The 19,856-nt window shown below is 69.2% G+C and carries 24 protein-coding genes and 1 tRNA gene; 15 read left to right on the forward strand and 10 right to left on the reverse strand.

What is annotated here, in order from left to right; genetic code table 11:
* Positions 1-120: 120 nt before the first annotated feature.
* Positions 121-753 carry a peroxidase-related enzyme gene (locus tag RYH79_RS04240; protein WP_370896567.1) on the forward strand — a complete coding sequence of 211 codons (633 nt, stop codon included), beginning with the start codon at positions 121-123 and terminating at the stop codon, positions 751-753.
* A 67-nt stretch (positions 754-820) separates the two neighbouring features.
* Complete coding sequence (locus RYH79_RS04245) at positions 821-3,010, forward strand: DUF7527 domain-containing protein (protein ID WP_370896569.1); 2,190 nt, start codon at positions 821-823, stop codon at positions 3,008-3,010.
* Between the two features lie 4 nt (positions 3,011-3,014).
* Here RYH79_RS04245 and RYH79_RS04250 read toward each other — a convergent pair whose 3' ends face one another.
* The 4 genes from RYH79_RS04250 to RYH79_RS04265 form a co-directional block, all read right to left on the reverse strand.
* A complete protein-coding gene (locus tag RYH79_RS04250; RefSeq protein ID WP_370896571.1) occupies positions 3,015-3,716 on the reverse strand; it encodes a dolichyl-phosphate hexose transferase in 702 nt (233 codons plus the stop codon).
* Between the two features lie 52 nt (positions 3,717-3,768).
* On the reverse strand, positions 3,769-4,026 hold the full coding sequence (locus RYH79_RS04255; protein WP_370896573.1) for a DUF8002 family protein: 258 nt from the start codon (positions 4,024-4,026) through the stop codon (positions 3,769-3,771).
* A 66-nt stretch (positions 4,027-4,092) separates the two neighbouring features.
* The gene (locus RYH79_RS04260) at positions 4,093-4,881 is read right to left on the reverse strand and encodes a ribonuclease H-like domain-containing protein (protein WP_370896575.1); all 789 of its coding nucleotides are present in this window, start codon (positions 4,879-4,881) and stop codon (positions 4,093-4,095) included.
* Positions 4,882-5,007: 126 nt separating this feature from the next.
* On the reverse strand, positions 5,008-6,312 hold the full coding sequence (locus RYH79_RS04265; protein ID WP_370896577.1) for a hypothetical protein: 1,305 nt from the start codon (positions 6,310-6,312) through the stop codon (positions 5,008-5,010).
* 397 nt (positions 6,313-6,709) lie between these two features.
* Between RYH79_RS04265 and RYH79_RS04270 the strand changes: the two genes are divergently transcribed.
* The 6 genes from RYH79_RS04270 (at position 6,710) to RYH79_RS04295 (ending at position 11,179) form a co-directional block, all read left to right on the forward strand.
* Positions 6,710-7,618 (forward strand): RsmB/NOP family class I SAM-dependent RNA methyltransferase, encoded by a 909-nt coding sequence (locus RYH79_RS04270; RefSeq protein WP_370896579.1) that lies wholly within the window; start codon positions 6,710-6,712, stop codon positions 7,616-7,618.
* Entirely contained in the window at positions 7,615-8,124 is a 510-nt protein-coding gene (locus tag RYH79_RS04275; protein ID WP_370896581.1) for a DUF7122 family protein, read from the forward strand. The genes RYH79_RS04270 and RYH79_RS04275 overlap by 4 nt, the downstream gene beginning before the upstream one ends.
* Positions 8,125-8,167: 43 nt before the next feature.
* On the forward strand, positions 8,168-8,341 hold the full coding sequence (locus tag RYH79_RS04280; RefSeq protein ID WP_370896583.1) for a DUF7312 domain-containing protein: 174 nt from the start codon (positions 8,168-8,170) through the stop codon (positions 8,339-8,341).
* 2 nt (positions 8,342-8,343) lie between these two features.
* Positions 8,344-8,931: an NfeD family protein gene (locus RYH79_RS04285; protein ID WP_370900758.1), complete on the forward strand. Its 588-nt coding sequence runs from the start codon at positions 8,344-8,346 to the stop codon at positions 8,929-8,931.
* 63 nt (positions 8,932-8,994) lie between these two features.
* A complete protein-coding gene (locus RYH79_RS04290; RefSeq protein WP_370896585.1) occupies positions 8,995-9,783 on the forward strand; it encodes a PHP domain-containing protein in 789 nt (262 codons plus the stop codon).
* Positions 9,784-9,823: 40 nt separating this feature from the next.
* The gene (locus RYH79_RS04295) at positions 9,824-11,179 is read left to right on the forward strand and encodes a hypothetical protein (protein ID WP_370896587.1); all 1,356 of its coding nucleotides are present in this window, start codon (positions 9,824-9,826) and stop codon (positions 11,177-11,179) included.
* Positions 11,180-11,215: 36 nt separating this feature from the next.
* Here RYH79_RS04295 and RYH79_RS04300 read toward each other — a convergent pair whose 3' ends face one another.
* From RYH79_RS04300 to RYH79_RS04315, 4 genes are all read right to left on the reverse strand, one after another.
* On the reverse strand, positions 11,216-11,383 hold the full coding sequence (locus tag RYH79_RS04300) for a DUF1931 domain-containing protein (RefSeq protein WP_370896589.1): 168 nt from the start codon (positions 11,381-11,383) through the stop codon (positions 11,216-11,218).
* 77 nt (positions 11,384-11,460) lie between these two features.
* Positions 11,461-11,841: a peptide ABC transporter ATP-binding protein gene (locus tag RYH79_RS04305; RefSeq protein WP_370896591.1), complete on the reverse strand. Its 381-nt coding sequence runs from the start codon at positions 11,839-11,841 to the stop codon at positions 11,461-11,463.
* On the reverse strand, positions 11,834-12,055 hold the full coding sequence (locus RYH79_RS04310) for a hypothetical protein (protein WP_370896593.1): 222 nt from the start codon (positions 12,053-12,055) through the stop codon (positions 11,834-11,836). The genes RYH79_RS04305 and RYH79_RS04310 overlap by 8 nt, the downstream gene beginning before the upstream one ends.
* A gap of 582 nt (positions 12,056-12,637) precedes the next feature.
* Positions 12,638-12,709: transfer RNA gene (locus tag RYH79_RS04315), tRNA-Ala, on the reverse strand.
* A 109-nt stretch (positions 12,710-12,818) separates the two neighbouring features.
* On the opposite strand from RYH79_RS04315, the gene RYH79_RS04320 reads away from it, so the two are divergent.
* The 5 genes from RYH79_RS04320 (at position 12,819) to RYH79_RS04340 (ending at position 16,229) form a co-directional block, all read left to right on the forward strand.
* Positions 12,819-13,430 (forward strand): class I SAM-dependent methyltransferase, encoded by a 612-nt coding sequence (locus RYH79_RS04320; protein ID WP_370896595.1) that lies wholly within the window; start codon positions 12,819-12,821, stop codon positions 13,428-13,430.
* A gap of 224 nt (positions 13,431-13,654) precedes the next feature.
* Positions 13,655-14,128: a 30S ribosomal protein S15 gene (locus RYH79_RS04325; protein WP_370896597.1), complete on the forward strand. Its 474-nt coding sequence runs from the start codon at positions 13,655-13,657 to the stop codon at positions 14,126-14,128.
* A 6-nt stretch (positions 14,129-14,134) separates the two neighbouring features.
* Positions 14,135-15,310 (forward strand): exonuclease RecJ, encoded by a 1,176-nt coding sequence (locus RYH79_RS04330; RefSeq protein ID WP_370896599.1) that lies wholly within the window; start codon positions 14,135-14,137, stop codon positions 15,308-15,310.
* Positions 15,307-15,606 (forward strand): KEOPS complex subunit Pcc1, encoded by a 300-nt coding sequence (locus RYH79_RS04335; RefSeq protein ID WP_370896600.1) that lies wholly within the window; start codon positions 15,307-15,309, stop codon positions 15,604-15,606. Before RYH79_RS04330 ends, RYH79_RS04335 begins: the two co-directional genes overlap by 4 nt.
* Positions 15,603-16,229, forward strand: coding sequence for a 30S ribosomal protein S3ae (locus RYH79_RS04340; RefSeq protein ID WP_370896602.1), 627 nt, complete (start codon positions 15,603-15,605; stop codon positions 16,227-16,229). Before RYH79_RS04335 ends, RYH79_RS04340 begins: the two co-directional genes overlap by 4 nt.
* 57 nt (positions 16,230-16,286) lie before the next feature.
* Here RYH79_RS04340 and RYH79_RS04345 read toward each other — a convergent pair whose 3' ends face one another.
* Positions 16,287-16,700, reverse strand: a complete 414-nt coding sequence (locus RYH79_RS04345) for a plastocyanin/azurin family copper-binding protein (protein ID WP_370896604.1) — start codon at positions 16,698-16,700, stop codon at positions 16,287-16,289.
* A gap of 105 nt (positions 16,701-16,805) precedes the next feature.
* Here RYH79_RS04345 and RYH79_RS04350 point away from each other — a divergent pair, with 105 nt between their 5' ends.
* Together RYH79_RS04350 and RYH79_RS04355 are read left to right on the forward strand one after the other, a co-directional pair.
* Positions 16,806-17,528 carry a protein sorting system archaetidylserine synthase gene (locus RYH79_RS04350; RefSeq protein ID WP_370896606.1) on the forward strand — a complete coding sequence of 241 codons (723 nt, stop codon included), beginning with the start codon at positions 16,806-16,808 and terminating at the stop codon, positions 17,526-17,528.
* A 66-nt stretch (positions 17,529-17,594) separates the two neighbouring features.
* Positions 17,595-18,893 carry a hypothetical protein gene (locus tag RYH79_RS04355; RefSeq protein ID WP_370896608.1) on the forward strand — a complete coding sequence of 433 codons (1,299 nt, stop codon included), beginning with the start codon at positions 17,595-17,597 and terminating at the stop codon, positions 18,891-18,893.
* Here RYH79_RS04355 and RYH79_RS04360 read toward each other — a convergent pair.
* Entirely contained in the window at positions 18,862-19,848 is a 987-nt protein-coding gene (locus RYH79_RS04360) for a hypothetical protein (protein ID WP_370896610.1), read from the reverse strand. The genes RYH79_RS04355 and RYH79_RS04360 overlap by 32 nt on opposite strands.
* Between the last annotated feature and the right edge of the window lie 8 nt (positions 19,849-19,856).

The raw sequence follows: 19,856 nt of genomic DNA on the forward strand, positions 1-19,856 counted from the left end.
TTCGACGGTCCGCTCCGTGGAACTGTCTTCGTACACCCGCTCGACACCCGCGCCGGCGACGGACACGGCGCGGACGCCGTCTCACCGCATTTCAAGACACGACCCGCCGTAGCGTCGCGCGTGACGGACGACGCAGACGCGGACCCAGAGACGGACGCACCAGACGGAGACACCCCCGAGCCGACGCTGAACCCGGACGCCCAACGGCGATTCCCGGTGCCGGAGTTCGAGTCGCTGCCGGCGGACCTGCAGGAACGGATCGCCGAGGAGACCGAAGACGCGGGGTTCACCCCGAACGTGTTCGCGGCGTTGGCGTACCGTCCGGCGCAGTTCCGGGCGTTCGTCGCCTACCACGACGCGCTCGTGGAGGAGACGGCGTTGGACCGCGAAGAGGTGGAGATGATCGTGGTGACGGTGTCGGGACGCAACCACTGTTACTACTGTAACGTCGCACACGGCGCACTGCTCCGGATCTACGCGCGTGACCCACACCTCGCCGACCAACTCGTCGCCAACTACCGACAGGCGGACGTGAGCGACGAGCGACTCCTGATGCTGGACGTGGCGGTGACGCTGACGGAGAACCCGGACGAGGTGACGGCGGCGGATCTGGACCGGTTGGCGGAGGCGGGGTACAGCCGGTCGGAGATCTGGGACGTCGGGGCGATCACGGCGTTCTTCAATCTCTCCAACCGAATGGCGATCTTCGCCGACTGGCGCCCCAACGCGGAGTTCCACGAGATGGGGCGGTAGCGCGGGCGTCGGACGACTGTCGGACTCTCCGGAAAGTATTTGCGTCGGACGGGGTGAGGTACCCACGATGGATAGTGAGATCGTCGACGTGGTGACCGACTGGGAGTCGGAGTCGTACACGGGGGGGTACGACGGGCTCCGGGATCTCGCCGACGGGGAGTTCACGGGCGCGGTCACGGAGGGTTCGGCCTGGCTGTTCTTCCTCAACGGCCGGGTCGTCGGCGCGTTCGACGGCGGCGTGGACGCCTTCGAGGCGGCCGACGGAACGGCCTTCGGCGCCCCAGACCCCTCGTTACCGTTGTTGTTCACGATGCTGGCGACCGGTGGGGAGACGAAGGCGCAGTACTACACGGAAGACACCTCGTTGTCGTCGGCGGACGACACGCTGTCGGCGGGTAGCTTCACGGGCTACGTCGAGCTGTCGGAGAACGTGTTCTCGGGCGACTACTACGTCGTCTACTACGGTGGGCGGAAGCTCCCGTGTGCGTTCGTCGGCCAGGGCCGCGACCTGCTGACCGGCGACGAGGCGTTCTCCCGGGCCGCAGACGAGACTGGGATCTACGAGGTGATGGACGTCGACGTCGAGGTCACCGAGCTGCCGGAGCCGCCAGAGCCGGACGAGCCGGCGGAGCCGGAGTCCGACCCCGACCCGGACGCCGGTTCGTCGGGCACGGCGGAACCGGCGGAGCCGTCGACGGCGACGACGGCGACGACGGAGACGGCCGAGCCGACGGCGACCGAGACGACCGAGACGACTGACGACACGCCCGACGGGACGGCCGCGGCGACGGCCCAGCCGCCAGAGGGCGACGACGGGACGACGGAGTCTCCGACGGACGGCGGCGCCACGGCGGCGCCGTCGGCACCCGCTCCCGAGGCCGGCGCGGGAACGGCCGATCCCGCCGGCGGGGCTGGAGCGACGGCGTCGGAGTCGGGAACGACGGCGTCGGAGTCGACACCGAGCGGGCCGGAGCCGGCGACCGACCCGACGACGACGGACCCGACGACCCGGACGGCCGCCGAACGGGAGTGGCAGGAGACGCGGACGATCCCGTCGTTGGATCCGACGGAGTCGTCGACGGACGGCGAGCCCAGCGGCGACACCACCGAGACGGAGTCGCGCTCGGAGTCGACGTCCGGCGGCGGCACGGACGCCCGGACGAGCGGCCGAACGGTCGGCGCTCCGGCCGACGGCGGGACGCGGGGACAGAGCGCCGACGCCGGGACACAGACCGACAGTCGAGCCCGAGGCGGCGAGCAGAGCCGTGGCCGCAGCCAGGCGGGCGGCGGCAGTCGGTCGGACGAGCAGACGGCGGCGCTGCGCGAGCGGGTCGCCGAACTGGAGTCCGAGCGAGACGACGCCCGCGACAGGCTCCAGGAGCGGGAGTCGGAGCTGGAGGAGACGGAGGCGACCGTCTCGCAGCTCCGCGAGGACAACGAGCGGCTGGAGTCGCGTGTCGCGGAGCTGGAGTCGGAGCTGGAGGAGACGCGCGAGCGGCTCCGGGAGTTCGAGGCCCAGCGCCCGGACGGCGACACGGAGGTGACGCCGTCGGCGGCGCTGTCCGGGACGAACCTGTTCGTCCGGTACGACTCCAAGAGCGATCCGACGCTGGAGACGGCCCACGCCGAGACCGCCACCCGGGCGCAGGTGGAGGAGAACCTCCGCGTGGAGGTGCACACGGACTTCGAGTCCGAGGACGCCGTCGTCGACGGGGAGACGTACGACGAGTTCCTGGCCGGGACGGTGGAGTACAACTTCGTCGGCTGGGTGATCCGGGAGCTGCTGTACGAGCTCCAGGAGACGGGCGCAGAGGGGAAGCTGCGTGACCTGTACGACGCCATCCCGAAGGTGGACCGGGCGGAGCTCCACGGCGTGGTGGAGCTCGTCGGCGACGACCAGAAGGTGGAGGGTGAGCGCCCGTTCGACGTGATCCTCCGCGACCGGATGGGTGACCCGTTGGTGGTCGCGAACGTCACGGACGCCCGCGAGGCGACGGCCGAGCCGGAGGTGACGGAGCTGATCTCCGACGCCCGCGAGGTGGCGGAGTCCCGCGACTCACTGGGGTGTGCCGCCTACGTCTCGGCGTCGTTCTTCGAGCCGCGGGCGTTGGAGGCGGTCACCTCCGAGACCGGTGGCGGGCTGCTCTCCCGGAACAAGCGCGCCAGCTACGTGAAGCTCGCGCGGAAACAGGGGTTCCACCTCGGGCTCGTCGAGTCGCGCGAGGAGGGGTTCCACTTCACGGTGCCGGAGCTGTAGCCGGCTACGCGAACCGTTCTTCCCAACAGACGGAGAGAATCGACTTCCCGATAGCGACGCCGCCGTCGACGGGGTCGAGTGTCGTCTCGCCCGCCCGTTCGCGGTACTCGATGGGTTCTTCGACCACGTCGTAGCCGCGGGCGACCGGCCGGAGCAGCAGTTCCGCCGACAGCCCGGTGTTCTCCGTCCAGGTGATGTCGTGGAGCATCTCCCGGCGGTAGGCGCGCATCCCCGTCGTCACGTCGTGGACCCGTTCGCCCAGGAGGAGCGAGGAGACGAGCGCGAACCCGACGTTACCCAGGCGGTTGAACGACGGCATCGCGTCGGCGCCGTGGTACAGCCGGTCGCCGGAGACGACGTCGTACCCCTCGTTGATCCGGTCCAGAAACGTCGGCAGTGCCTCCATCGGGTAGGTGTCGTCACAGTCCGTCGTGACGACGACCGGGCGGTCGGGCGCGAGCACGGCCTCCCGAACGGCCTCACCGTAGCCGCGCGGGGGCTGCTCGATCACGGTCGCCCCCTTCTCGCGGGCGATCTCCGGCGTGCGGTCCGACGAGGAGTCCACGAGGACGACCTCCGCACGGTCGTCCGTCACGTCGGCGACGTCGTCTAACACCGTCCCGACGGCCGCCTCCTCGTTGTACGTTCCCATCACGACCGCCACGTCGTCGAACGTGTACGGTGCCCCGCCTGTCGACTCGTCCATACCGGTCGCTGTCGACGGCCGCACTTTAGACTTTAGGTTCGCCTAAAACAGATCAGCCCAGTCCACGACCGTCGGGCTCGTCTTCCAGGTGCTTCGCCTGGTCGACGAGGTGTTCGACGAGTCCACGGGCAGACTCCTCTACGGCGGCGAGATCGTCGTCGGCGCTCCCCTTCACACGGACGTTGATCTGGTAGAGCCCCAACTCCACCTCCGGGGCAGTGTCGGGCGACTCGGCGTCGTTCGGCGGAGCCTCGTCGTCTTCGGGTGCGTCCGTCTCCGTCTCCATCTCCTCGTCGGACTCCTGACTCATACTGCGAGCGGTGTCTCCCCGCCGGCAAAAGCGTTCGTCTTCGCAGGCTCCACTCGGGCGTCGGCGTCAGAGGCGGTCGCCGCCCGAGTCCGCGAGCGAACTGACGCCGTCGTCCAACGGCGTCCGGGCGTGGAGGCGGCGGCAGGTCTCGTCGGCGAGTCGGCGGAGATTCTCCGTGTCGTCGCGGTTGTACGACACGAGCCGTTCGAGCGCCGACTCGTCGCCGGCCTCGTACTGGTGCCACAGCCGGACGGCGTCACTGCCGCCGATGTCCGGACCGTCGCGGTCGATGCCGAGCTCTCGCTCAATCGGCTTGAGCCCACCCGTCAGGTCGAGCCGACGACAGGGGTACATCAGGTCGAGGTGTGGTGTGTCCACGTCGATGTCGAGGGCAGTCTCCAGGAACGGCACGTCGAACCGCTCGCCGTTGAACGTACACAGGAGATCTGCCGCGGCGAACTCCTCGCGGACGGCCGACGGCGTGAGGTCTCGCCCTTGGACGAGCGTCGTCGTCTCCCCGCCACGGTGGAAGGAGACGGTCGTCACCCGGTCGCGGTGCTGTGAGAGCCCGGTGGTCTCGATGTCGAAGAAACAGACGTTCTCCCGGAACGTCTCGTACAGCCGCCAGTGTTCCCCACGGGGGAACGCCCGGTCGAAGTAGTCGGCGTCGCGGTCGTCCAGTCGTTCGAGCGCCTCGTCGACGAACGACTCGATCCGGCCGGCCGTCGTCGCCCCGACGCCGCGCGGCCGTTGGCCGTCGTACGCGGACCAGCCGGTCACCCCCGACTCCCACAGCCGCCGTTCCGTCGTCTCGCCCACGCCCCGTACCGGAATGAAACTATTGTCGACACGCATCGTACTGTGCCTCGTTCGCGTTCGTCGTGCTTGTGTGTTGTCTCATCGATGTGTGTCCCTCGATGCTGACTGACAGGAGCGTTGGGCCACCTTCGAGAGTCACTAGACGTGTCGTACCTCACCGACTCAGCTCTCGTGAGACGGGAGAATCATTCCCTCTGGGGTCGGAAGCTGGCCGAACGCCTCCTTCTCGAACGTCGACGACCGCCAAGCGAGAACGTTCTCCTTCCGTTGCACGTACTCGACGGTCGAACCCAGAGTGTCGGCGACATCCTGATATGAGTTATCCTCAGCACACAAAAGACAGAGAACTGTGAAGTCCTGCCGATCGAGATTCGCCTGATCAAGATCGGCTTCGATTCGGTGAAGGAGGAACGACTCGCAGGAGCGGAGAAACTCCATCGTCGTTTCGTACAGCTCGTGTTGATCGTCTGTCGCTCTCGCGTCGTCGTTCGGTAACTGTTCGAAGCGCACCCCGTGAGTCACGTTTCGATACCCGGCACTCCCGATACTGATGTTCCACCGTAACTGTTCAACGGTGACAACATCTGAATCACTGATAACTTCGAACGATTCTCTGTGGTGTTGCTTCCAGTGCTGCGTAGTGGTTTCAATGGCTGCGTCGCATCGACTGCTCAGGTACTCCGCCGGTCCGTTCTCTGCGATGAGCCTCGCTGCTGCCTTCCCGGTGATGTTTAAAGCTCCAGTGACCGCTTGATCGATCTCCTTCAGCCTCTCGCCGACCCACTCGCCCTCGTCCCGTCGTGCTAGCCCCGTACGGCGCCGGGGATTGTGGACGAGATCGTTTCGCAGCTGTTTTGTCTCGTTGAGATCATCTTTGAGATCTTCAGATATTATTCCACTGCTCTCCAGTATGCTCATCCTCTGTCCCTGCGTGAGATCGTTCACGCGCATTTCGTTCTCCGACAGCCGGTGTTCTTCCCTGTATATCTCCCTGAAAAGAGCTTCTGCGGTCAACTCTTCGATCAGCGCAGTCGCCAGCAACAGATGAGCGACAAACTCTCGTTCAAGTCTCGGTGTCATCTGTCCATCCATCTCGGCGAGGTGGTCGGCAACACTGTCACGAGACCTGATGTACTGGGTCAGGGTGTCGTCAGATCGCCCGAGCGACCGGTTCACACTCTCGACAAACCCGAGCAGGAGAATTAACCTGGGAGCGGTGTCGTGGTCATCTGCGATTCTGACAACCGTTGACCGTTGTGGCTCTGTCAGGTGTCGACTGAGGTACGCCTCCTCATTGTACTCTTGTGGGAGGTTCTCGGGAATTGCCTCAACGATATTCTTGAATCTCTCATCTCTCTGTATCTCTTGAACTGTGTTCTCAACCTGGGTAGGGTCTTCGTCGACTAATGGCTCAATCCGGTACTGACGGCCGTCCACCTCTACCGTCGTCTCAAGATCGTCACTCACCGTGAGATTCGACTGTTGCCCAATGTCGACGTGGTAGCGAGTTAAACAGAACTCACGTCTGTAGTCGTCCAAGTACGAAGCGGACTCGCATCTCGGGCACGGCATTGCAAGAGGGCTGGATCAGTTTAGTCGTAGTACTCCCGTCGGACTGCATCGATATCACGGTCCTGGTACTCTGCGACGAACCGAATGTAGTCCTCCTCAGACTCGAATCGCCTGACTTGTGCCATGGAGTACGCCTCGTACTGGTGTAGTCTGCTCTGAGGTGTATAATTTGGGGTTGTGAATACGTCAACGGCGCCGAACGGATGTCGATGATTGTAGAGAACTCTGCTGACAGGCCGACGAGAACAGCCTGGTCCGAAATCCACAAACGACCCGGCCGCGAACGGCGGTCGTGAACCCACTCGACCGCTACGCCGACCTCGTGGACGACGAGGCGGCGCTGCGGGCCGCCTGCGACCGCCCCCTGCCGCAGGTCGTCCGGGTCAACACGCTCGCGGCCGACGCCGACCGCGTCGCCGACGCCTTCGACGAGACCGGCGTCGCCTACGAGCGTGTCGACTGGCACGACGGACTGTTCCGGCTGCCGGACGGCTCACCCGGCACGACCTGGCCGTACTTCCACGGCTGGGTCCACGGCCAGGAGGAGGTGTCCGTCCTGCCCGGCCTCGCCATCGACCCCGAGCCGGGCGAGACCGTCTGGGACGCCTGTGCGGCGCCCGGGAGCAAGACCTCCCACGTCGCGGCGCTGATGGACGACCGCGGCACGCTCGTCGCCAACGACTCCAACCTCGGCCGGCTGTCGGCGCTCCGGCACAACGCCGAGCGACTGGGGCTGACGAACCTGGCCGTCACCAACCGGGACGCCCGCAACTACTCGCTGCGTCCGTTCGCGTTCGACGAGTTCGACCGCGCGCTCGTCGACGCCCCGTGTTCCTGTGAGGGGACGATCCGGAAGAACCCGGACGCCCACGAGACGTGGAGCCTGGATCACGTCCACGAGATCGCCTCCGTCCAGAAGGGAATCTTACGCCGGGCCGTCCAGGCCACCCGCGAGGGCGGCACCGTCGTGTACGCCACCTGCACGTTCGCGCCCGAGGAGAACGAGGCCGTTCTGGACCACGTCCTCCAGGAGGAAGACTGCCGGATCGTCGACTGGGAGCCACCCCTGGAGACCCGGCCGGGTGTGACTGCCTGGCAGGACGAGACGTTCGACCCGGCAGTCGAACGCGCCAACCGGGTGTACCCACACCTGAACGACACGGGTGGGTTCTTCCTCGCCCGGCTGGAGGTGGGGGCGTGACGGACAACGACGGCCAGGTGTTCGACCGACTGCCGGCGACGGCCGACGACCGCGAGGCTTCCGGTCGGCCGACCCGGGCGGCGGTGTTGGAGTGGTGGGACGACCGGTTCGCCGTCCCGCCGTCGACGTTCGACGGCCACACGTTCTGGGAGAAGGGCAACGGGAAGATCTGGGCGTTCGCGGGCGACGCCCCCGACGGGATCGACGTGGAGGCGGTCGGGATCACGTTCCTCCACGCCCGCCAGGAGCACTGGAAGCCGACGACGGACGCCGCCCAGCGGTTCGGCCGGGCGGCGACACGCAACGTGATCGACCTGTCGGACCCGGAGGCGGCGGCGTTCGCCGCCGGCCACGACCAGGACCTCCCCCGGTGGGACGGGGACTGGGGCTACCTGATCGCGACGCGACGGACCGCGGGCGAACGCGAGCCCGTCGGCGTCGGCCTGTACCTCTACGGCGAACTCCGGTCGCGGATCCCGAAGGGGCGCCAGGAGGCGATGGAGTAGCCACACCCGTCACCGATTTACCCTGGCAGACCCAATCGGGGGTATGGCCGAGGACACCGGTGACTGGCAGTTCGAGGTCGACGAGGTCGGGGAGGAGTCCGCGACGGCCGGTGGCGCGGCCGAGTCGATCGAACCGGAGACCGTCGACCTGGAGAACGCCGCGTTCGTCGCCGCGGGCGTCGTCGGGACCGTGCTCGTGTTCCTGATCGCCCTGTGAGTATGCTGTTACAGAACTTCGTCGGCCCGAACACGATCCCGTTGCTGCTGACACTCGCGGGCCTGATCCTGTCGATCATGGAGGCGCTGGCACCGGGGGCCAACTTCATCGTCGTCGGCGTGGCGCTGTTGGCCGCCGGGCTCGTCGGGCTGCTCGTGCCCGTGTTGGCGACGCCGTTCGTCCTCGGGCTGATGGTGGTCGCGTTCGGCGCCGCCGCGCTGTACGTCTACCGTGACCTGGGCATCTACGACAGTGACGGCACCTCACAGACGAGTGACTCGACGGACCTCAAGGGGACGATGGCCCGCGTGACGGAGCGTGTCACGCCGACCGAGGGGGAGGTGAAGCTAGACGACGGCGGGTTCAACCCCTACTACTCCGCCCGGTCGATCGACGGCGAGATCGCCGAGGGGACCCGGGTGATGGTGGTCGACCCCGGCGGCGGCAACGTCGTCACCGTCGAGTCCGTCGACGCGGACGCCGACGAGATCGACCGGGAGTTGGCCCGCGAGCGCGACCGACGGGCTGCTCGGGAGCGGACGGACGTGGATTCGGAGCGAGAACGAGAGCGAGAAGGCGACCCGGAGTAGCCGCGCGACGGACGGTCGTGACAGACCACAAGCTACGAGTTGTCGCGGGGGCTCCGTCCGTGCGTGTACGACCACCACGTCCACTCGACGTACTCCGACGGCTCGTTCCTCCGCTGGATGGTAGAGGCGGCTGCCGACGCGGGGCTGGACGGCGTCGGAATCGCCGACCACTGTGTCGTCACCCCGACGGACGAGGCCCGCGAGTACCGCCGCGAGATGGGGTTCAACTTAGACGTGGTCCACCAGCGCCGCCGCGAGGCGATCCGCGACGTAGACGAGCGCCGCGAGATCGACGTGTTCGACGCCGTCGAGGTGGACTACGACCCGGAGTACGAGGCGGAGATCGGCTCGTTCCTGGCCACCGCCGACTTCGACTACGCCGTCGGGAGCGTCCACGACCTGGACGGCGTGAACGTCCACAGCCGCGACCACTTCGCCGAGTACGACGAGGCGACCCGCGCGAGGCTGGTGGACCGTTACTTCGACAAGCTGGTGGCGCTCGCAGAGTCGGAGCTGTTCGAGATCGCCGCCCACCCGGACCTGATCGAGCGCAACCCTCAGCTCCGGGGGTTCGCCGACCGCGAGCAGTACGAACGTGTCGCGGCGGCGTTCGCCGACTCCCGGACGGTGCCGGAGCTGAACGCCGGTCGCGTCGACCGGGAGTACGGCGAACTCCACCCCAAGCCGGCGTTCGTGGACGCGCTCGTCGACGCGGGCGTGGACTTCGCCGTCGGGACGGACAGCCACGAGCCCGACAGGATCGACCCCCGGGCGACGGCGCTGACAGACACCCTCTCGGAGCGAGGCCTGGAGCCCGTCTCCGTCGCCGAGCGGGCGACCGACCGGGTGTGAGCCCCGGAGAGTTATGAGTCGGGGCCCCGAGTGGTCGGGTATGTCAGCCGCTCGTCGCCTGGGGGTCGCGGCGGTCGTCGTCGTCCTGACCGTCACGCTGTTCGCGGGCAACGTCGTGGTCGTCGGCCACCAGACGGTGTTGGATCCGGACTACGTCACGGAGACGCTCGCCGAAGAGGACGGCTACGAGGCGATCCAGACGGAGTTGGCCGGCCAGGGGACGCTCCCCATCGGCGAGACCGGGCCGTTGCCCGGCTCCGGGACGGAGATCGTCGGTCGTATCCTCACACCCGAGTACGTACAGTCACAGACGGAGGCGAACCTCGGACGGTTCTACGCCTACCTCCACGGCAACGAACGACAGCTCCGGCTCGTCGTCGACACCGGGCCGTTGAAGAACCGGACGGCGGTCGTCGTGAGCGAGACAGTGGAGAACACCTCCGCCCGCGAGCTGGCGTCGTTCGCCGGCTTCGAGTCTCGAGAGATCGGCGGCGTCACCGTCGACGAGACCGTCCTGTCGATGGGCGAAGACGAGGCGGCGTTCCGGACGGCACGGAGTCGGGTGCGTGAACGAGTGCGCGAACGGGTCGCCGACGGGGAGCAGTCGCCCGAGGCGGACCGACGGGTGAACGAGACGCTGCGACAGCTCCGGCCGGCCGTCCGGGAGCGGGCGACGGACGTCGACACGTCGTTCGGCGACGAGGTGGACCGGGAAGCCGCCGGGCTGGTCGCCGTCTACGTGGACGGACTGCTCGCGCCGTCTGCGGACTACGAGGAGTTCCGAGCGAACCTGACGGCACAGAAGGCGGAGCTGGGCGAGACGCTCGGTGTCGCCGTCCGCGACCGGCTCGACCGGACCGTGCCCGACCAGCTCGCGCCGACGGACTTCCTCCCGGCGGAGCTGGTACGGCCGTTGATCCGGCTGCGGGCGGCGATCGTGTTCCTGGACGTGCTCGGGTGGCTGTTGCCGTTGCTGTCCGTCGCGGTCGCCGCACAGCTGTGGCTGCTGTCGGACGACCCCGGGACCCCGGTGTTGTGGACCGGAGTTGCGGGCGTGCTCGCCGGGCTGCCCGGGCTGGCCGTCGGAAGCGTCGCGTCCGGCGCCGTGACCGACAGACTGCGGACGGCCGCTCCGGAGACGGGTGAGGCGGTCGTCGGCGTGGCGCTCGCGCTCGTCGAGGGAGTGTTCGGCACCCTCTCGGCGCAGTCGCTCGCGCTCGTCGTCGGCGGCGGGGTGTTGGCCGTCGCCGGTGGGCTCGTCCGTGGCGGCGTCGTCGATCCGCCGGAGCTGTCGGGCGGCGACTCCGACGACTCGGCGGGACTGTCGGGCGGCGACTCCGACGACGAGTCGGGTGTGGACACGACGGACACACCCGAGGGTGACGAGCGGTCGTAGCGGCACGGAGAAAACGGCGAGTGGTGTCGCGGCGGTCTACAGGTCGCGCGGTTGGACGGTCTTCCGGTCGTTCTCCTCGGCACGTCGGCTGGCGTCGTCCAGCAGCTCGGCGACACGCCCGTCCAGGGCGTCGTAGAAGTCGGACGCCACGTTCTCGTCTTCCAGGTACTCCTTGACCGCAGATTTGACGATCAGGTCTGACATCGACAGGACGTTCCGCCGTCCGCCTCTTAGAGGTACCGAAATCCAGCGGCCTGGCGGCCTCTGTGGCCGGTTGTTGCTCACTCGAACAGGCGAGCGAGCGCACGGCCGCCCGCCAGTAGCTCTCGCCCGGCCGCGGCGACGCCGCCGCCGACGCGAACCTCGACGGGATCGACGCCGAGTTCGCGGGCCAGCGGGCCGGCGACGGCGTCGGCGCCCGCCACCGCGACCGTGGCGCCTCTGACGCGGACCTCGACGGTGAGGTCGGTCACCGCCAGCAGGGTCGACAGGCGGTCGGTTGCCCGTTCGCCGTCGCGGGCGATCCGGATCGCCGTCCGGAGGTTCGGCACCTCGACGAACAGGCGGTCGCCGGTCGACCGCAGCGGGATGTCCGTGCCGTCGACGGAGAGGGTGAGGTCCGTCTCGACCGACAGCGGTGCGGCGCCGGCGTAGTCAGTCACTCTCTCGTGTGGTGATGGTGATCGTTCCGTCGAGTTCCCAGTGGGCGTGTTCGGCGTCCTCGCCGGTGCCGCTGGGAACTGCGACCTCCATGTCGTCCATCTCGTACTCGATTTCGGCGTTGCGTCCGGTGAGTCGGTCGTACAGACCGATTGCCAGATCCGGCCAGGTCGTCGTCTCGTCGATACGCTCGTCGGGGGCTTCTGCCTCGCTCATGCGGGTGGAGTAGACGCGCGCCAGTGGTATATATGTGTGGGCAGAGTCGGCGACGGGAGTGTGGCGGGAACGGAGTGAGGCCGTGGCAGTCACTACCGAGCGACTCGCTCTCCGTGGTGAACGAGAGCGTCCTCCCTTCGGGGTCGTCCTCCACCGACGGCACTAGCTTCGACACGACGACTCGTGGCTCACTCGACTGAACCCGTGATCGCTCGCCGGCGCCCCGTGACCCTCGCTCGTAGTTCCACCCCTCGCCACTCGTCTCCGTCTCGTCACTACCACTGTCTCACACACGTTGTCGACCGCGCTCATCAGTGAACTACCCACCACACAGATGGACTCGCCGGGAGCCACACTCGCTGCCTCGACAAAACACGCTCACACAGATGGACTCGCCGGGAGTCACACTCGCTACCTCGGCAAAACACGCTCACACAGATGGACTCGCCGGGAGTCACACTCGCTACCTCGGCAAAACACGCTCACACAGATGGACTCGCCGGGAGTCACGCGAGCGACCGCAGGGAGCGAGCGTGACTACGGCGAGTCCAGTGACTGAGCGAACGAAGTGAGCGAAGGAACTGGACTCGCCGGGATTTGAACCCGGGGCCTTCCCCGTGCCAGGGGGATGATCTACCACTGATCTACGAGCCCGCGCAACCTAACGTACTGCCGAATCGGACAAAAGCCCTTCGAAAGGGCGACGCCGTGGGGCGACGGGACACGCCGAGAGAGGGAAGGCCACGGAGCGCTTGGGAGTGGTATGTCGATACTCGACGACGCGGACCGCCAGAAGCGAGACACGCGCCCGGACGGGGCGTTCTACGACCAGCCGCGACTGGTGACCCACGCGGACGACGGCTTCCTGGGACGGCTGACCGAGCTGTACGACGGGGTCCTCGCGGCCGGCGACGACGTGTTCGACGCCATGGGGTCGTGGGTGAGCCACTACCCCGAGACGGAGTTGGGTCGAGTGGTGGGCCACGGGCTGAACGAGGCGGAGCTGCGGGAGAACGACCGCTACGACGAGTGGTTCGTCCAGAACCTGAACGCGGACCAGACGCTGCCGGTGGCAGACGACACGGTCGACGCGGTGACGTGCGCGCTGTCGGTGCAGTACCTCCAGTACCCCGCGGCGGTGTTCCGAGAGTTCGCACGGGTGGTGCGCCCGGGTGGTGTCGTGATCGTGAGCTTCACCAACCGGATGTTCCCGACGAAGGCGGTGCGGGCGTGGCGCGAGCGGACGGGCGACGAACGGCTGGCGCTCGTGGAGCGGTACGTCGAGACGGCGGGGTTGGCAGTCGAGACGACACTCCGGGAACGGCCGGCGTCGGACCCGTTGTACGCAGTCGTCGGCAGGGCACCCACGGAGTGAGCCCGGGGAGTGACGCTACCGAGCGGTGCGGCGGGGTCGTCCCCCCGGCAGAGACCGAAAGCGGTTAAGCCGGGGGGACGGACTCACGAGTGGGAACAGCACGGCCGCAAATCTGACTCGTCTCGCGAGAGACTCGGGATTGCGGAGGTGCGTCGCGCGCCGGCGGCGACAGCCGTCGGCGTCGTCAGACACACTCTCGCGGTCGCTGCGTTCCAACCAGACAGATGGCACGAATGCACACCCGTCGCCGTGGTTCGTCCGGCTCGGACAACCCGGCGGCAGACGACCCACCGGAGTGGAGTGACGTAGACGAAGACGCCGTCGAGGAGCGCGTGGTCGAGCTGGCCGAGCAGGGCCACGACCCCAGCCAGATCGGGCTGAAGCTCCGCGACGAGGGCGTCAAGGGGACGCCGATTCCGGACGTGAAGCTGGCGACCGGGAAGAAGGTGACCGAGATCCTGGAGGAACACGACGCGGAAGCGGAGATGCCGGAGGACCTCCGGAACCTGATGGAACGGGCCGTCCGGCTGCGCGAACACGTCGACGACAACCCACAGGACGTCCAGAACAAGCGAGCGCTCCAGAACACGGAGTCGAAGATCCGCCGGCTCGTCGACTACTACCGTGGCGACGAGCTGGAAGAGTCGTTCACCTACAGCTACGACGTCGCCGTCGAGCTGCTGGAAGACTACGAGTAACGCCCGATGTCGAGCAGTCCCGCCCGGTCGGCGTCCGACCCCGCCGCAGTAGCCGCGGCGCTGTCGGACGACGGACTCCTCCGGGTGTTCGTCCGACCGACGGGCGACGCGGTCGCGGCCGCGGGACTGCTCGCGCGTGCGGCGGAGGCGCGTGGCACGGGCTTCCAGGTGCGACCCACCCGCGCGGAGACGGCGCCGTCCGGCGACGGGACGGCGGTCGCGGTCGGCTGGCCGGCAGCGGAGACGGCGGCGTTGTCGCCCGACGGCCGGCCAGTGTCCGTCGCGGCCGCGGAGGCGGTCCGCGAGGCCGGCGGGGAGCCGGACCCGACCCTGGCGCTGGCGGGCGCCGTCGCGGCCGGTGTCCACCCGGACGCAGCCGGGACGACGGCGAGCCAACAGTCGGACGGCACCGGCGCGTTGGTCGAGGCGGCCGGTCGCCGTGACGCGGTCACCCGACGACCGGGCGTGGCGACGCCGACGGCCGACCTCGTCGACGGGCTCGCTCACTCGACGCTGCTATGGCTGCCGACCTCCGGCGACGAGGCGGCCACCCGGGAGCTGCTCGCCGACCTCGGCGCGACGGAGCCGGGGACGGGCGTCGACACGGAGACGAACCGGCGGCTAGCCTCCGTCGTCGCCTTAGACGCGACGGAGGGGGCCCCGGAGACGGCGGTCGCCGCGGTCGAACGGACGCTGCGGCCGGTCGTCACGGACGGCCCGTTCGAGACGGTCGGCGGGTTCGCGGACGTGTTGCGCGCGACTGCCCGGACGGATCCGGGACTGGCGGTCGCGCTCGCGGTCTCGCCCGAGAGCGTCCGGGGGGCCGCGCTCGACGCCTGGCGGGCCCACGGACGGACGGTCCACGCGCTCGCGGCCGGCGCCGAGACGGCACGCTACGACGGCGTCTCCGTGTTCCGGGTTGACGGCGCGGACGCGACGGCCGACCCGCCGGCCGCGGCGGCGCTGCCGACGCTGTGTCGGCTCGCGGCCGCCTACCGTGCCCGGGAGGCGACGACACTCGTCGTGACGGACGGCGCCGCGAGCGTGGCGTCGACGGCTCACGACGCGACGGAACTGCTCGCGCCCGTCGCCGCCGACCCCGTCGGCCACCCCGGGCTGGCGACGGCGACGGACACGGACGCGCCACAGACGGTCGTCGAGACCGTCAGGGGGGCAGTGTGAGCGACGACGAGTCGGCCGCCCGGCCGACGGCGACGGTCCGGACGACGTACGCGGACGCCGCGACGGCGCGGACGGTCGCGGACGCGGTGCGGCCGGACAACACCGCCGACGTGGACACTCACGTCGACGGCGCGACCGTCCGGACGGTGGTGCGGCGGGCGACGCCGGGTGGACTGGCGTCGACCGTCGACGACTACGTCGTCGGGGTCGACGTGGCGGCGACGGTCGTGGACGCGGCGGACGGCGAGACGAACAGTGCGGCAGACGACACGCAGACACGACAACACGACACATGAGCGAACGATCGGTCTCACGACAGCGCCAGGGGAAGCGGTGGTACACCGTCCTGGCACCGGAACAGTTCGACCGCGCAGAGCTCGGCGAGACGCTCGCCGAAGAGCCCGAAGACGTGATCGGGCGGACGGTCGAGACGACCTTGGGCGAGATCACGGACGACCAAGGCCAGAACAACACGAAGCTGACGTTCAAGATCACGGACGTGGGCAGCGACTCGGCGTACACGGAGTTCGTCGAACACGAACTCACCCGTGACTACCTCCGCTCGCTCGTCCGGCGGGGCGCCTCGAAGATCGAGGCGGTCGTCACGGTCCGGACGACGGACGACTACCGCGTGCGGGTCCAGCCCGTCGCGTTCACGACGAAGAAGGCAGACCGCTCTCAGGAGCAGGCGATCCGACAGATCATGGTCGACCTGGTCGAGGAGGCCGCAGACGAGCGGTCGTTCGAGGGGTTGATCGACTCCGTCGTCGAGGGACGGCTCTCGTCGGCCATCTACGGCGAGGGGAAGGAAGTGTACCCGCTGCGACGCGCAGAGGTACAGAAGCTGACGATGGAGGCGCGGCCCGCGGAGATCGCCGCCGAAGAGGAGACCTCCGCAGACGTGGGCGACGACGAGTAACCCCCCGCGCGACACTTCTCGCTGCTCTGTTACAGACGCGACCGGCGACGGCGCCGTTCACTCCCGCACGACGACCGTGCCGAGCATCCCGGCAGTCTCGTGGGGGATACAGAAGTACGGGTAGCGGCCGGGCACCTGGAAGGTGTGTTCGTACGTCTCGCCGTTGACGATGACACCCCGGTTGTCGTCCCAGGCCTCGCGGGCGGCGGGCTCGGAGCCGAACTCGCCGGTGGCGAAGTAGTCGGCCGCGTCGGGAATCGACTCCTCGTAGGCCGTGACGGAGTGTGCACGGGTGGAGGTGTTGCGCCAGGCGACCGTCTCGCCGACGGAGACGGTGATCTCGGCGGGCCGGAACGCCTGTGCAGTCATCCCCACCTGGTAGTCGGCGTCGTCGTCCGGGCCGAGTCCGAGACAGCCGGCAGACAGGCTGGCGGCTCCGCCGACGGCCGCCAGGAGACGGCGTCGCTGCATACCAGAGAGAGGAGTTCGACCGGTAAATGGGGCGCGGTCTCCCCCGGCGAGCGGGAGAGTCGCCAGATGGAAAGGGGTTTACCGCCGGTGACCGACCGGACGGGTATGTCCCGCCCCCGGTTCCTGAGCCGGCTGGGCCTCGCCGACGCCGTCACGGTGACGAACGCCGTCGTGGGGCTGCTGGCGGCCGTCGCTGCCACCGTGGACACGGCGGTCGCGGCGCGGCTCGTCCTGTTGGCGGCCGTCGCCGACGGCTTGGACGGCGTGCTCGCCCGAAAGTTCGGGGGAACGGCCGTCGGTCCACACCTGGACTCGCTGGCGGACGTGGCCTCCTTCGGCGTCGCGCCGGCGTTGTTGGTCGTCGCGGTCGCGCTGCCGGCGTCGCCGGCCGCGTCACCGGGCGCCGCGGCGCCCGTCCTGGTCGTCGCGGCCGCCTACGTCGCGTTCGCGGTCGTCAGACTCGCCGTCTACACCGTCGAAGACGAGTCGGCGGCCACGACACACGGCGTCCAGACGACGCTGTCGGCGACGGTCGTCGCGGCGACGGTGTTGGCGGGCGTCGCCGGCCCGACGGTCCTGCTCGCGGCCGCGGCGGTGTTGGCGCCGGCGATGGTGACGCCCATCGCCTACCCGGACCTCCACGCGCAGGACGCGCTCGTGATGGGCGTGGTCCAGGCGGTCGCGGTGCTGGCGGGCGGTCGGGTCGGCGAGACGTTCGCGTTCGCGTTGTTGTTTCTGGCGGTAGGCTACGCCGTGCTCGGCCCGGCGTTCTACTGGCGGGAGACGGACGACGGCCCGGTCGCGGCAGACGAGACGGACGTACAGTGAGCGACACGTGGAGACGGCGACAGCCGGCAGGAGACTTATGTCGGGCCCCGACAACCGCCCGACGGAATGGATCGTCCGCCCTCGCCGTCTCCCCGAGGAGTCGTCGCCGTCGCCCTCCTCCTCGTGGTCGCCGTGCCCGCTGTCGCGCCCGCCGTCGCCGCGCCGCCGCCAGATCCGATCTGTAGCGCGTGCGCCGGGTTCGAGACGGCCGCCGCAGACGCCGGGGTCCCCGTCGACCTCCGACACGCGACGGCGACGGTGGCGCTCGCGCGGAACGGCACCGCGGCGTGGACGGTCAGACTCCGGGTCGACGACCGCTCGGCCCGGACGTTCGCCGCCGACCGGGAACTCCGTCGGAGCGTCGCTGCCGACGCCGTCACCGGTCGCGGACTCCCGTCCGTTCGAGCGCCCGTCCCGGGGTTGTCGACGAGCGTCTCGAACCAGACGGTCGTCGTCCGGTTCCGCGACCCGGACGCCGGCCGGCGGGAGGCGGGGCTGCTCGTGGCGACGTTCCTCCGGCCGACCGACGGAGTCGTCGTCGACGCCACCGACCGCGTGCGGATCCGCGGACCGTCGGAGACGACGCTGTTGGCCGGCGGCGAGGCGGTCGACGCGGCCGTCGACGGCCGGCGCGTCACGCTCTCGGACCCCGGCCCGGCCGTCTCCCGGACGCTGCTCGTCTTCGGGCCACCGGACACACCCCCGGGCGTGGCGGCGGCTGCGACGACCGCGACGCTGTCGCCCGCGTGGCTCCGTGCCGTCGTCCGAGTCGGTCCGCTGCCGGCCGCAGTCGGGGCCGTGCTCGCGGCCGGGTTCGCCGTCGCCGTCTTCCGGGTCGGCGACCGAGACCGGACGGCGACGACAGTCGGCCGTCGACTCCTGATCGCCGTCGCCGTCGGGAGCGTGCCGCTGACGGTCGGGGTCGCCGGCGGTGGACTCCCGACGGAGCTGCTCGCCGCCGTCGGGCCGTACCTGGTGGTCGGACTGACCGCGTGGCGACGGCCGACCCGCCTCCGGTCGCGCGACGGGCTCGCGGCCGTGACGGTCGCCGGTGCCGCAGCGGCGTTCCTGATCGCCGTCGCCTGCCACGGGAGTGACCCGGGCCGTGCGCTGCGGGCGACCGGCCGCGTCGCCCCGGTGATCCTGGCGGCCGTCGCGGGCACCGCCCGGCGACGACTCACCACGCTCGCCGTCTGGGTCGTCGGCGCCGTCGTCGTGGTCGCGTCCTCCGTCGGGCCGGACGGCGGGAGCGGGCTGCTCGCGGTCGTCCTGACGGTCGTCGTCGCCGCCGGACTCGTCGCCGCCGTCCCGCTCGCCGTCGTCGCTGGCGCGGCTACTCCCCGGCGACACGACGCGCGGTCCTGACGTAGCGCCCGGCCAACGACCGGAACTGACCGAGGTAGGTTCCGTCGCGGAACTCCCCGTCCACCTCGGCGAGGCGGCCGTCGAACGCCCGGCTGTCGATCCTGATCCCCTCCGTGGTGTACTCCGTCAGCGACTCCATCCCAGTCTCCGGGCTGGGCTCGTCGAACGCCACGTCGAACTGACCCACCGGGAGCGGCCAGGAGCCGTCGACGGAGGCGTCCCACCGAGCGTACGCCACGGCGACTGCGGCGGTCGAGAGCGCCAGCCGGGCGTCCGCGACCGTGTCCAACGGCCCGGACAACGGGGTCAGCCGGTCGCCGGCGTCGACAGCGTCCGGCAGCACCTCGTCGTACGCCGACAGCACGCTCACCACGAGGTCCGCCCGTTGTGGGTTGGGAAACGCCGGGAGTCGGTCGTCGTCGACGGCGGAGGGGTCGGTCGTCTCGTAGCGCTGGTACAGGAACGCCCCCAACTCCAGGAGGTGGTCGCCGTACGGGATCATCACCGCACGGGTCTCCGTCTTCGTCTCCTGACGTTTCATCCGAGTGAGCGTGTCACGACACTCCGCGATCTCGTCGGCGAGTCGGTCGACCGTGTCGTACACCCGGCGACCGAGGGTGTACTTCCGAGCGACGTACTCGGCCAACAGATCCGCCGCCGTGTCGTACGGCTCCGGAAACGTCCCCATCGCCCCCAGCGAGCGGTTGAGATCGGCCAACACGTCGTCGTCCATCACCGTACTGTGTTGGAACCGCTCCCCGTGAGTGGCGAGGTTGATCCGGTCTGCGGCCGGCTCGAACAGGTCGTCCAGGTAGCCGAACGCCAGCCCGAAGTCGTCCGCGAGCTCGACTCCCATCACACGGGCGGTCGCCGGATCCGTCTCGTCGGTCACCGCGGCCGTCGGGGAGCTGTCGAGAAACCAACTGCCGGCGGCCGGGTCCGACTGGTCGTTCATTCGCTGTC

This window comes from Halobaculum sp. MBLA0143, from assembly GCF_041361465.1.
Classification (GTDB): Archaea; Halobacteriota; Halobacteria; order Halobacteriales; family Haloferacaceae; genus JAHENP01.